Here is a 12872-nt window from a genome sequence, read left to right as displayed (position 1 = left end):
AGTGATAGAAAGGCGTAGATGTTCAGATAAAGTGAAGGCTTGCACTATGGCAAGCCTTCGAGAACGTCATAAATTGTCGCAGAAACATTACATACTTTCGATTTTATCCTTCACCTGCAGGACTTTATCTGCGTAATTCGGATCGGTCGCGTAACCCGCACTGTGGATACCGCGAATAAACGACTCTGAATTCCCGCGTTGCTGTAATGCTGTCTCGTAACGTGGGTTGTCATTCAAAAATCGTACAAAGTCATTAAAGCTGTCTTCGTAACTTGAGTAGGAGCGAAACGCTGCCGTCTCTTTCACTGGCGTGTTATCGTGGAACTCTAAAGTTTGAGTCGTCACTTTGTCACCCTGCCAGCTTCGATCTGCTTTGATATTAAATAAGTTGTTGCTGCTGCCACGCGCGTTCTTCACGACCTTTTGTCCCCACCCCGTTTCCAAAGCGGCTTGCGCAAGTAGCAGAGATGGCTCGACACCTAAGGCTTTCGCAGCTTTCTCCGCGTATGGCTTCATCGAGTTAACAAAGGATTCTGGTGAATCGAATCGAGTGGGTTCATTGCTTGGTCGAGATAGCTGACCAGATTCAATCAAGCGCTGTTCAATCTCGCGCGCTTTTTTCGGGTCAACACGACGATATTCCGCAGCATTGTTTGCCGCATCACGCATAGCCGTTTCTTTTTTGTCGTTCCCTTGCCCAGCCGTTAATTGCTTAACAATCATATCGGCCAGTCCCATTGAACCAGACGAACTCAATTCACTCGCCATCTGTTCATCCAACATTTGTCGGTAGAACTTCTCGTTTTGGCTGTTCATCATGTTGGACTCAAAGCCCTCATTGGCTTCACGCATGGATTTCAACATCATCGAGGTGAAGATCGATTCGAACTGACGAGCAGCCGCATGCAATGCTTCTTGCTCGCCATCTTTTCCCTCTTTCACTGCTTTTTGACGCAGAGTATCCAGAGAACTGATGTCATGGATAAAACCAATGTCGTTAGGATTGTTCATTATACCTACCTCCTAACCATTAAATGATGATCAACTGGCCTTCAATGGCACCAGCTTGTTTCAATGCTTGTAGAATTGCCATCAAGTCCGAAGGCGCAGCTCCGACTTGGTTCACGGCACGGACCAAATCATCCAACGTTAAGCCTGGTTCGAACTTAAACATTTTGCCTTGTTCTTCGCTGACTTCGATATCCGAGTCTGGTACGACAACGGTTTGCCCACCAGAAAAGCCGTTAGGTTGGCTAACATTCAGGTTTTCTTTGATCGCAACCGTCATGCCGCCATGCGTTACTGCTGCAGGTTTAAGACGTACATGCTTACCAACTACGATGGTGCCCGTTCGTGAGTTAACGATGATTTTGGCTGCACCATCTGCTGGGTCGAACTCTAGGTTTTCGATTGCCGATAAGAACGCAACACGCTGGCTGACGTCACGAGGAGCACGCACGCGCACTGATGTCGCGTCAACAGCGCTCGCCATTTGTGGGCCAAGGAAGTTGTTTACAGCATCCGCCATACGTTGAGCCGTTGTGAAGTCTGACTCAAGCAAGTTGAACGTGATGTAATCACCACGACCAAATGGGTTTGGAATTTCTCGCTCTACTGTCGCACCACTAGAGATAAGACCAACGGTTGGATTGTTACCTACGATTTTAGAACCGTCAGCGCCTTCAGCACTGAAGCCGCTCACTACTAAGTTACCTTGAGCAACCGCGTAAACTTGACCGTCGAGACCTTTGAGGAACGTTTGTAGTAGCGTACCACCACGCAAACTTTTAGCACTTCCGATGGAAGAGACAGTCACGTCCACTTGCTGACCCGGTTTAGAGAAAGGCGGCAATTCTGCCGTAACCATGACTGCGGCAACGTTTTTAATTTTTGGCTTTGTGCCCGGCGGCATCTGAATGCCGAAGTTTTGCAGCATGGCGGCGAAACTTTGCTCTGTAAACGGGTTCGCTTCACCCGTACCAGGTAAGCCTGAAACCAAACCATAACCCACGAGTTGGTTGCTTCGTACACCTGCCACTTGCGCGACGTCTTTGATACGTGCGGCTTGGGCTACGGTAGAAAACAGAGCAACGCTCATCAGTACTAAAAGGAGTTTTTTCATGCTTACTTATCTCTTGCAGTCAAATTGCCGTCAGCAGGGCGTGTTATAGCGCTACATTAAAGAATCGTGCCAAGAAGCCTGGCTCTTGCATATCTTGTTGCAAACCAGTGCCAGAGTACTGAATTCTTGCGTTAGAAACTCGATTTGATGCAATGGTGTTGTCGAAATTAATATCATCCGGACGAATAGTGCCACTTAAACGTATGTACTCATCACCTGTATTTAGCGTCATCCACTTCTCACCGCGGATCACGAGGTTGCCGTTTGCCAGTACTTCAATCACCTCAACAGTGATGTAACCACTGATGCTGTTGCTCTGCTTTGCAGAAGAGTCACCTGCAAATGAGTTGGAGTTGTTTAAGTCATAAGAGAAATTATATTTTCCGCCAATTTGCAGCTCTTCTCCGCCCACTTGAAGCGGGTCCATTTGCGCTTCATTGGTTTTCGATAAATCGGCATTTGCGCTTTTCGTCGCACTGGTTGTCTCATCCAGTGTTACGGTAATAATATCGCCAATACCACGTGGTTTAGAATCGTCGTAGAGATCGGTAATATGCTCGGCGCTAAACAACGAACCTGTTGCAGCAGCGTAATGCTCAGGTTTGTTTTTCGGATGAATTGGAGCCCAAGCAGGGTCGCCAGCCACCGGATCACTTCTACCACGTAAAGTATCTACAATACCGCTGCTCTCTTCTTTCGATTTATCGCCTTCTACTGCGTCGACCACAGTGGTTGCTTGTGTCACTTCATCCGTTTCAATCGGTTCCAACATGGCACAGCCCGACATCGTAGCAATCAAAGCGAGTAGGCAAATACGTTTCATCGTGAGCTCCTCAAATCTTGCTCTTAATCGTTACAATTGCTGGTTAACGAAGCTCATCATCTTATCGACTGACGAGATCACTTTTGAGTTCATTTCGTAAACGCGCTGGGCTTCGATCATGTTGACCAACTCTTCCGTTACATTCACGTTGGACGCTTCCAGCATGGATTGACGAATTTCACCCAAACCGTCCAAACCAGGAACACCCTCTTGTGGATCGCCACTGGCACCCGTTGGTAAGTAAAGGTTCTGACCAATTGGCTCTAGGCCACCCGGGTTAACAAAGTCTGTAATGGTTAGCTGACCAACGACTTGGTTGTCTTGCTGACCTCGGACGCGAACCGACACTTCACCATCCGTACCGACAGTAATAGAAATCGCATCTTCTGGAATCACAATTTCAGGCTCTACAGGGTAGCCAGAACCCGACGTGACTAACGTGCCTTCACCATTGAGCGTGAACTGACCGTTACGGGTATAACCGATGTTGCCGTCCGGCAATGTCACTTGGAAAAAACCGTCGCCTTCCACCATCATGTCCAGTGCGTTGGTCGTTGTCTGTGCATTACCGTGCGTGTGCACTTTTTGCGTCGCAACCACTTTAGAACCCGCACCTAGCATCAAGCCACTTGGCAGTTCCGTGTTCTGAGATGACTGGCCGCCAGGCTGGTTGATGTTCTGATAGAACAAATCTTCGAATACTGCACGGCTCTTTTTGTAGCCGACAGTAGAGGCGTTCGCCAAGTTGTTCGAAATCGTGGCAATGTTGGTTTGTTGGGCGTCTAGACCTGTTTTACTTACCCATAGTGCTGGATGCATAGTGAACCTCTAACTCTGTTAACTCATACGAAGCAGTGAATCTGAAGATTTATCCATTTCTTCAGCTGTGCTCATCATCTTGACTTGCATTTCAAACTGACGTTGTAAGTCAATCAATGCGGTCATTTCACCTACGGCATTCACGTTACTGCCTTCTATCGCTCCCGTCTGGAGACTAACAGTCGCGTCTGCTTCGTAAGGTTGGTTTGGAGTTTTATGGCGAAATAAGCCATTGGTGTCTTTAAACAAGCTTTGATCATTAGGCTTAACAAGCTTAATGCGATCGACCGCTTGGAATTCTTCTGCCGGGGCACCTTGAGGAAGCACAGAGATGGTGCCATCCCGACCGATTTCAATTTTGGAGAGAGGAATAGGCAAAGTAATTGGCGCGTCGTTTTCACCCAGCACCAAATGACCACTTGCGTTCGTAAGCATGCCATTTTGATCGACTTTTAGGTTGCCGTTACGGGTCAACCCTTCTTTCCCTGTGTGATCGAGTACCGATATCCAACCGCTGCCTTCAATCGTCACATCCAGATCACGCCCTGTTGTAATCACGCTACCTTGAGCAAAGTTATGCCCTGGACGCTCTGTCATGCTGAACACACGTGAAGGATGGCCTTCACCATAAGCCTGCATTGAGCGAGCCTGTGCTAAATCAGCCCGAAATCCGGTCGTGCTTACGTTAGCCAAGTTATTAGCGCGCAATTGTAGTGCCTGCATATTTTGCTTGGCGCCACTCATTGCGAGAAACAGTGCGCGATCCATAAATTACTCCAAAAAATCTCTCTGTACACGGAGTAAAAGCAATAGTTATGCCAAAACAAAAATAGGCTTATCAATCAATACTTTGAATTAACAATCAACAATTAAAAGAGGTCAATAGGGGCAGAAAACTGTAACGAGAGGCAAGGTTTTGATCCATACGGCGGCAACAGCGGCAAATCGTAGATCAAAGCATGCTTAGCCTGAGTGAGGTGTATTAAGGCTAAGCATCAGATGAATGTCATGATGAAAATGAACAAAGCGGTAATTACTAAGAAGCAATCACACGCCATTGCTTACTCAAGCAGAGTATCGAATGACCCAGCTAGTGCTCTAGCGGATCTGTAAGATATTCTGTTGTAGTTGGTTGTGTACTTCGAGCGAACGTGAGTTTGCTTGGAAGTTACGCTGAGCAGAGATCAGGTCCACCAACTCCTGCGTCATATCAATGTTTGACTGTTCCAGCATACCGTTATTGATGGTGCCGAAAGAGCCTTTATTTGATTCACCCCAGATCTTGTCACCAGAGAACTGCGTTGAATCCCATTGAGTGCCGCCTTTCTTATCCAGACCTTGCTCGTTTGGAACACGTACGAGAGCAACACGACCCAATGTAACGTTTTCACCGTTTGAGTAAGTTCCCAATACGCTGCCGTTTTCATCGAAGTCAACTTTGGTTAGGAAGCCCGTCGTTGCACCGTCTTCGTCAAACTTAGTCAGTTCGAACGGAGCCGCAAACTGTGTTGCTGAGCCTAAGCCGAAGTTAAGCGTCTGCGCAGGATCGGCACCATTCATATCGACTGGTGTCGTGTTCGTCGCCGGATCGCCCAGAGCCACAGAAGTGATTGGCTGACCATTGTTCAAGCTCGCCAACGTACCATCGTTGTTGAACTTCATGGTATGCCCCACATGACCTGTTGGCGTTTGCGCATCACCAGCCGCAACATTTAAAGGCTTTTCACCTTCTTTATCTGTCACGGTGTAGTAAGTGTTCCATGTATTTGGCTGAGTCTGATCTTTCAAGTAATACGTCGTTAGCTTGTAAGACTGACCCATCGAGTCATAAATTGTCGAAGAGGTTGAACGGTTGTATGTATCTGGGTCTGAAAAATCAAACTGCGTTGGATCTTTCAAATCGCCGTTCGCTGGCAAGTTCACACCCACTTCAATGTTTGCTGTTTGTTTTGGCTTACCAAATTCAGCAGGAATATTGATGGGTTGTGGCTCGTATGAAGAAACCTCACCAGAGCTTGGGTCCACTTGGTAACCTAATAAGAACTCGTCGTTCGCGGTCACCATGTAGTTTTCTTTATTTAAGTGAAATGCACCATTACGTGTCAGTTCATTCTGTTGTGGAGTTAGACGCTCTTTCGCTACAGCGAAAAAACCTGTCCCCGAAACACGCAAATCCATTGGGTTGTTGGTGTAAATGCTAGAGCCTTCATGGAACTGCTGTGCCACTTGGCTTGCTTGTGCACCACCACCCGGTGTGGTTTTTGCGTTAGTAAATAAAGAGTTAGAGTAGACATCAGCAAACTCAGCACGGGACTCTTTAAAGCCGTAAGTGTTGGCGTTCGCAATGTTGTTACTGGTGGTGTTCAAATCCAGTTGGGCGGCGGACAAACCGCTTAAAGATACATATGACATTCCAAAATCTCCTAATCTAGCGAGCTATGACTACGCTTTGCCGACTTCCAATACTTCTGCAAGTCGAACTGGCGATTCAAAACCAGCCAGATTGAGTAATACGTTTCCGTCACCTTTGCCAAGCAATACGCTGTTTACGTTGGCATACGTCGATACTGGGAACTCTTGCGACTCCCCCTCAACTAAGCCAGACGCTTTCACTTTGTATTTGCCAGCTGGCAGTGGATTTCCGCTTTCATCTTTACCGTCCCAAAGCACACGCGTGTCGCCGGCTGGTTTCGCCCCTACCTCAAAGGTACGAACCAGTTGGCCAGCTTCATCCTCTACACGAACAAACAGATTATCGATAGATTGTGAAAGCTTAACCATTGCCGCCATTGGTGCGTCGTCCTGCTTCACCCCTGCTGCTCCTGGGACCAATACGTCACGCCCTACCAAAGAGGAAGCTTGTAACGCTTGATTTGATGTCATTGACGAATTCAAACTCTCAAACTGAGTGTTCATCTTGCCAATGCCATCAACGGTCGCAAATGAAGCCATTTGCGCAATCATCTGGTCATTACTTACCGGCTTAAAAGGGTCTTGCTGAGACAGTTGCTTCGTGAGCAATGATAAGAAGTCTTCCTGTTTTAGGTCCTGCTTACCCGTGCTCTCTTCCGCTTTCTTGTTACTCTCTTGTAGACTTTTAAGCTGGTCGATATAGGACAAGCCGCTTTGACCAACGTTGTTAATTCCGGCCATACGCTACCCCCTTATCCTTATTGACCCATCTGCAGCGTACGCAGCAGCATTTGTTTACTAGAATCAGCGACCTGTACATTAGTTTGGTATGCACGAGAAGCTGAAATCATGTTTGCCATTTCTTCCATTACATTGACGTTAGGCTTGTAAATGTAGCCTTCTTCGTTTGCAAGGGGATGGTCTGGGTTGTACTCCGCACTCAGCGGTTTATCACTTTCTACAATACCCATCACTTTCACTGGCACCGTATCACCGCCACGCATGGCGTTACTTAACTCTGCACCAAACACGGCATGACGCGCTTTGTAAGTGTCTTTCGCAGAGCTGCTGACACTGTCGGCGTTCGCCAAGTTGCTTGAGGTAGTATTCAGACGAACGGATTCAGCGCTCATTGCGGAACCTGTCACATTGAAAACGTTAAATAAGCTCATCTAAATTATTCCCCTTTGATTGCTTTGGTTAAGTTCTTGAATTTGCTGCCTAGAAAGTCGAGTGATGCTTGGTGTCTGATTTGGTTTTGCATAAACAAGTTACGCTCTAAATCCAAGTCTACCGTGTTGCCATCTCCCGTATCTGGTTGCGTAGGAAGACGATATAACTTGTCCCCAACCAACGTTGTAGTGGCAGGAATATGCCGACCATCTGTGCGACTAAGACCAATGCTTGCCCCAGATGTTGCCGCTTGCAATTCCTTCGCAAAGTCTAAACCTCTTGCTTTGTAACCAGGCGTGTTTGCTTGTGCGATGTTGGTGGAAATCACCTCTGCATTGCGCTCACGTACGCCCACCGTGTGCTGGTGGATGCCTAGTGCATTGTCAAAAGATATAGCCATGTTTGCCTCTACAATTAAGAACTGACCGTGATTGATAACCAAAAAGCAATTAGCATGCCAAAACCTAAAGCATTACACCAACCTAGTGGTTACCGTGAATTGAAATAGCAATAAGTGAGCCAAAGTAACTGGAATGTCATGTCGTATCACTTTGCTCACTTAATAAAGATACACCGTGTTGAGGGCACAAGGCAAAAACGCGCTTCAACTAATTGAGTGATACATGAAGCGCTCGGCGCAGAAAGGTAACAAACAAAAAAGCCTGACACGAAGTCAGGCTTTTCTATCAATGAAGAGATACCGCTATTTAAGCTTGTAAATGATGCCCGGATTACAGCGCACCATTTCAAATTTATCAGTCAGACCAGTTAGCGACTCTGATGCCCCTAACAGCAAGTAACCACCAGGGTTTAAACTGCTCGCCATTTGGTTAAGCACTTTAGATTTCATTTCTGGAGAAAAGTAAATCAATACGTTACGACAGAAAATGATGTCGAACTTACCCATCAGTGCGTAACTGTCCATCAGGTTTTGTGGACGAAAGTTCACCAAACGCTTGACGTTATCTTTGACTTTCATGCGACCACCGTCCGCATTTTCAAAGAAGGTGCGACGACGTTCTGGTGAAAGCCCGCGACCCAAAGCCAAGTTGTCGTACACCCCTGCACGACACATCTCGAGCATACTTGCCGAAATATCTGTGGCTGTAATGGACACGTTTGGTAACAAGCCCGGCTTGCGCTGTTGCGTTTCCAGGATCGTCATTGCAATAGAATACGGTTCTTGGCCCGATGAACTGGCAGCAGACCAGATCTTAATTGGGCGCTTACTTGCCGCTACTTCTGGCAATAATTTGTCAGCTAAAACCGTGAACGGATAAGTATCTCGAAACCACAAGGTTTCGTTAGTCGTCATCGCATCCACAGCGGCGACTCGTAATTCTCGATTACGCCCTGTAACAACATCACGTAGCAAATCTGATAACGATGCGAGCTTAAACTTCGTCACTAAAGGACTCAGTCGGCTACGCACGAGGTATTGCTTGCTATCACCTAACACGATGCCACATTGCGATTCTAGAAAACGGCTAAAGTCACGATACTCTTGATCACTGATTGTAATAGCAGTCATTAATGTCTCTTTTATTGTGTTAATGCAGATTTAACCGCGTTACCCAACTCATCTGGGTTAAATTTCGCAATGAAGGTGTTGGCACCTACACGCTCAACCATAGCTTGGTTGAATACACCACTTAATGAAGAATGGAGGATAACATAAAGGTCTTTCAAATCGGCATGTCTGCGAATTTCAGCCGTTAAGGTATAGCCGTCCATTTCTGGCATTTCAATATCGGAAATAACCAACGAAATTTGATCGTAGATATTGCCTTCTTGAGCCATTTCAATCAACTTATTGTACGCTTCTTTGCCGTCTTTGACAGATACGACCTCAAAACCGATGGATGTAATCGCACGCTCTACCTGTTTACGCGCGACCGTCGAGTCATCAGCAATCAGTATGCGGCGTACAATAGGCTTTTCTTGCTCTGCTTGTGCGATTTCTTCGCCAATAGCGGAATCCATCGTTTCATCAACTGGCGCAATTTCTGCCAGGATTTTTTCAACGTCAAGGATTTCAACCAGCTCATTGTCAATGTTTGTCACGGCAGTCAAATAGTGCGCTTTACCTGCGCCGTCTGGCGGTGGCAAAATCGCTTCCCAATGCATATTGATAATACGCTCAACCGATGATACCAAAAATGCTTGGATCGTACGGTTAAATTCTGCAATAACAACAAAACATTTATCTAAATCAGTGGTTGGGCGGCCACCAATTGCCAGGCTCAAATCAATAACGGACACGGTATGGCCGCGGATATGAGCGATACCTTTAACCAGAGGGTGTAGATTTGGCATTGAAGTCAGCTTAGGGCACTGTAGTACTTCTTTCACTTTGAATACGTTAATGCCGTAGCGCTGTCGGCCCATCAGTCGAAAGGTCAATAATTCCAATCGGTTCTGACCGACGAGTTGCGTACGCTGATTCACCGAGTCAAGAATCCCCGTCATATGCTCATCTCCATCTCAAACTTTTTGTTTTTAAATGATACTCTACCACTGGCAAGCACGATACCAGGGAGACAGTATGGCGTATTTCACTTTCACTTCGACACCATTGACTATGACAATATGTAGAGCGCTAATTACAAAGTACGCTAAGTCTATCGGCATTTTGCTCAGTATGTTTAGCTTTTTTGTTCATTCAGCTTCAGATAATCAGATCGAGCAAATAAAAACAGCAGCAGAACAACATATTCTTGCTACGGTTGATCAGCCTGATGGTGGCGAGCTATCTGTTAATGCGGCAGAGATCGACTCGAGAATAAAAGCAACGGATTGCCCTGTTCCGTTAGATACATCTGCCTCTTCCACCAGCAGCACGAGAAGTAACATCAATGTGTTAGTGGAATGCCAACCGGATGACTGGAAAGTCTATGTCCCTGTGAGGATCTCGGTATCAGTACCAATGATCGTCGCGACACGAACACTAGGGAGAGGAGAAACCGTCAGCGCATCGGATGTTACCACTTCCATGATCGAGCTACAGCGCTTTCGTAAAGATGGATTTTCTAGCTACGATCAAGTGGTTGGGGCAAAGCTAAAGCGTAATGTTCGCTTAGGCGATGTCGTAGAGAGAAATGATGTTTGTGTGGTATGCCGAAATGAAAAGGTCATTATCAAAGCGGTGAATTCTGGCATGACGATCACAACGCAAGGCACAGCATTGCAGGATGGTTCAGCTGGCGATCAAGTAAGAGTGAAAAATGATAAGTCACAACGTATAATAGAAGGCATAGTGACTGACATTGCGGAAATCACTGTTAATTTTTAATACCCACTGGTAGCGTGTTTAAACTGATCAATAAAAATGCAAAAAATGACTAAAGTTATTTTTGCGCTGGTCGATAGTCTGGATACCAGTATTACGATACAAGGCAAAGGTTAAACATGGCAGGTATAGATAATATACGTTCAGGGCAAATGATGACGACAACAAGTCGTGCTCCTACACGTAACGATTCCAATGCTACCAGCACGACAGAATCAAAAAAGGCGCCAGCGCAACAAGACGCAGTATCACTCAGCCAGCAAAGTAAAGCCGTCAGTAAACTCCAGAAGGATATGGCAGCTTCTCCGGCATATGACAGCGCCAAAGTTGCAGCAATCAAAGAAGCTATCACAAACGGTTCATACAAAGTCGATCCTGAAAAATTGGCTGACAACATGATTAAGTTTGAAAACGAATTGCAAGGCAAAAGCTAACTGGCTTAGGCCGAAGGTAAGTATTTTATGGCAGCATTAGTCGATCTCGTTAATTTCCAGCTAGAAAATGCTAAGGCACTTTCCGCTGTTTTACGCCAAGAAACACAAGCAATAACGGCGCGTGTCTCTACCGAGATTGAGAACATTGCCAAACAGAAGATGACGCTCATTGATCAGCTCAGAACAACTGATCAGCGAATCGCCTCTCACCCGCACGTCAATCAACTTACTGAAGATGAGCACCTAAGTCAGGTTGTTGCTCAAATCCAATCGATCGTCCTCGACTGTCAACAAGTTAACCAAGTAAATGGCGAATCGCTTAGTCGCGCACAGCTGAGCTTCAATAAACTCAACAACATGCTTCAGCGAACTCATGGCAAAGTTGGCATGACCTACAATGCGGGCGGAAAAACCCACACCATCTCGACGCTTGGCACCAATATAAAAGCTTAAACGTCACTCCTACCCTCAATTCCCGCGCTCACGTAGATATAAAAAAAGCGACTCATTGTTACCAATCAGCCGCTCAAAAAGATTATCTGTCTAGTGAAATGGTTTAAAACAAAGTTTGCTGACGCTTCTCAGGCACTTGCTGAACTTCTCCATAATCACGTAGCTTATCCATCTTACGGATATCCAGACGCAGCTCAGTCACATAACTGTCTTCAACAAGATAACTACGCACAACTTCTGCACCACGAATTACACCATCGACGGCACCAGTGGTGCTTTCAATACCCAAACGCTGGTCTTGCAGCTCTGCACGTCCACTAACACGCATGCCATAAACTTGCTCTGCTAGCTCACGATAAGCATCAATTTTTGATGCGCGCATTGCTCGTACACGCTTTTCTTCTACTGTGCGGCCTGTTTGCTCACTGACGCTGGCGTAGCCCACCGCCACTAAGATTTCATCTTGACGCATCTGTTGTAATGGCTGACACCCAACCAATATCAGTGTGGCAACAATAAATAATAACTTCTTCATGCTTCTATCCTATGGACGGAGAATCACAGTGTACGGCTGACGAATAGTAGGGTCAGAACGAATCAACACACCATCTTGTGTGCGGATGCTATTTAACGTATCTAAGTCACGCCCAATACGGTCAGCCGGAAGGAAACCTTGCGCTGTCGCTACAACTACACGGCTTTGCATGCCAACCACGCGTGCATTGACAAGCACTCCGCCCTCTTGGCGCAGCATTGTTCCGGTCAGTACATACTGAATTTGCTGCTCTTGAGCTAAATCTTGCCAATCACGACTTAAAGCAAAATCGCCCTGCTGCGTCACTTGAATAGAGCCCGTAGTTTTGAAATCAACCACTTTAAACCCTCGGCGCTGAAACTGATGGATAAAACCTTCAGAGACCGAGTTACCTAACCAGTTTGTTGCATCCATATTTTGTAGATCAACAAACGAGGTAATCGCAATCGGTGTCCGCGCTGATACTGCCACATTAGAAACCATCAGGTCTTCTGTCATGCTCTCAATGAAAAAGTCCATCGTATGACGCGGACTATCCATCAGCATGAACTGGCTTCCCGAGTACGGTTCTTTACCATTGTAAATCGGTGAGTACGCGCACGATGTCAGAAGCGTCATCATCGATGCGGCGACAAGCCACTTTTTCATGGTTTGATTCTCCAGATAATCTTAGGTGATACCGTTCTTTATTAATTCCTTTCCAAGAAAGTGAATATTGGAACAGTCTTTGCTTTTCTTTGTTTGCCTAACGAAGAAAAACCCACCAAACTTCACTGAATTTGTTAAAGCAATATTTATACCCGAACGGTTGT

Annotated in this window: 16 protein-coding genes; 3 read left to right on the top strand and 13 right to left on the bottom strand. The window is 46.2% G+C overall.

Features of this window, described 5'->3' with window-relative positions; translation table 11 throughout:
• Positions 1–87: 87 nt before the first annotated feature.
• From flgJ to H9L11_RS10925, 11 genes are all read right to left on the bottom strand, one after another.
• Positions 88–1014: a flagellar assembly peptidoglycan hydrolase FlgJ gene (gene flgJ / locus H9L11_RS10975; RefSeq protein WP_031779079.1), complete on the bottom strand. Its 927-nt coding sequence runs from the start codon at positions 1012–1014 to the stop codon at positions 88–90.
• A 16-nt stretch (positions 1015–1030) separates the two neighbouring features.
• Positions 1031–2122, bottom strand: a complete 1092-nt coding sequence (locus H9L11_RS10970; protein WP_005393118.1) for a flagellar basal body P-ring protein FlgI — start codon at positions 2120–2122, stop codon at positions 1031–1033.
• A gap of 43 nt (positions 2123–2165) precedes the next feature.
• On the bottom strand, positions 2166–2945 hold the full coding sequence (gene flgH, locus H9L11_RS10965) for a flagellar basal body L-ring protein FlgH (protein ID WP_005382033.1): 780 nt from the start codon (positions 2943–2945) through the stop codon (positions 2166–2168).
• A 30-nt stretch (positions 2946–2975) separates the two neighbouring features.
• Positions 2976–3764, bottom strand: a complete 789-nt coding sequence (gene flgG, locus H9L11_RS10960) for a flagellar basal-body rod protein FlgG (protein WP_005382032.1) — start codon at positions 3762–3764, stop codon at positions 2976–2978.
• Positions 3765–3782: 18 nt separating this feature from the next.
• Positions 3783–4532, bottom strand: coding sequence for a flagellar basal-body rod protein FlgF (gene flgF / locus H9L11_RS10955; RefSeq protein WP_005382031.1), 750 nt, complete (start codon positions 4530–4532; stop codon positions 3783–3785).
• Positions 4533–4862: 330 nt separating this feature from the next.
• The gene (gene flgE / locus H9L11_RS10950; RefSeq protein WP_005382030.1) at positions 4863–6176 is read right to left on the bottom strand and encodes a flagellar hook protein FlgE; all 1314 of its coding nucleotides are present in this window, start codon (positions 6174–6176) and stop codon (positions 4863–4865) included.
• Positions 6177–6206: 30 nt separating this feature from the next.
• On the bottom strand, positions 6207–6917 hold the full coding sequence (gene flgD / locus H9L11_RS10945) for a flagellar hook assembly protein FlgD (protein WP_005382029.1): 711 nt from the start codon (positions 6915–6917) through the stop codon (positions 6207–6209).
• Positions 6918–6934: 17 nt separating this feature from the next.
• Positions 6935–7348: a flagellar basal body rod protein FlgC gene (gene flgC / locus H9L11_RS10940; RefSeq protein ID WP_005393132.1), complete on the bottom strand. Its 414-nt coding sequence runs from the start codon at positions 7346–7348 to the stop codon at positions 6935–6937.
• Positions 7349–7353: 5 nt separating this feature from the next.
• Complete coding sequence (gene flgB, locus H9L11_RS10935) at positions 7354–7749, bottom strand: flagellar basal body rod protein FlgB (RefSeq protein WP_005382026.1); 396 nt, start codon at positions 7747–7749, stop codon at positions 7354–7356.
• Between the two features lie 303 nt (positions 7750–8052).
• Positions 8053–8880 (bottom strand): protein-glutamate O-methyltransferase, encoded by an 828-nt coding sequence (locus tag H9L11_RS10930; protein WP_005382024.1) that lies wholly within the window; start codon positions 8878–8880, stop codon positions 8053–8055.
• Between the two features lie 11 nt (positions 8881–8891).
• Entirely contained in the window at positions 8892–9818 is a 927-nt protein-coding gene (locus tag H9L11_RS10925; protein ID WP_005382022.1) for a chemotaxis protein CheV, read from the bottom strand.
• A 76-nt stretch (positions 9819–9894) separates the two neighbouring features.
• Between H9L11_RS10925 and flgA the strand changes: the two genes are divergently transcribed.
• The 3 genes from flgA to flgN all read left to right on the top strand — a co-directional run bounded on the left by flgA (position 9895) and on the right by flgN (position 11525).
• Positions 9895–10641 carry a flagellar basal body P-ring formation chaperone FlgA gene (flgA, locus tag H9L11_RS10920; RefSeq protein ID WP_205390750.1) on the top strand — a complete coding sequence of 249 codons (747 nt, stop codon included), beginning with the start codon at positions 9895–9897 and terminating at the stop codon, positions 10639–10641.
• Between the two features lie 116 nt (positions 10642–10757).
• Positions 10758–11072, top strand: a complete 315-nt coding sequence (gene flgM, locus H9L11_RS10915) for a flagellar biosynthesis anti-sigma factor FlgM (RefSeq protein ID WP_017819976.1) — start codon at positions 10758–10760, stop codon at positions 11070–11072.
• Between the two features lie 27 nt (positions 11073–11099).
• Positions 11100–11525, top strand: a complete 426-nt coding sequence (flgN, locus tag H9L11_RS10910; protein WP_005382015.1) for a flagellar export chaperone FlgN — start codon at positions 11100–11102, stop codon at positions 11523–11525.
• 103 nt (positions 11526–11628) lie between these two features.
• Here the strand turns inward: flgN and flgP are convergent, their stop codons facing one another.
• Positions 11629–12060, bottom strand: coding sequence for a flagellar assembly lipoprotein FlgP (gene flgP / locus H9L11_RS10905; RefSeq protein ID WP_005382014.1), 432 nt, complete (start codon positions 12058–12060; stop codon positions 11629–11631).
• Positions 12061–12069: 9 nt separating this feature from the next.
• A complete protein-coding gene (locus H9L11_RS10900) occupies positions 12070–12708 on the bottom strand; it encodes a FlgO family outer membrane protein (protein WP_005382013.1) in 639 nt (212 codons plus the stop codon).
• Between the last annotated feature and the right edge of the window lie 164 nt (positions 12709–12872).

Source organism: Vibrio sp. sp1, assembly GCF_016920955.1.
In the GTDB taxonomy this organism is placed as follows: domain Bacteria; phylum Pseudomonadota; class Gammaproteobacteria; order Enterobacterales; family Vibrionaceae; genus Vibrio; species Vibrio alginolyticus.
The sequence above is the reverse complement of the archived record's forward strand: the minus strand, read 5'-3'. Positions and strand labels throughout refer to the sequence as shown.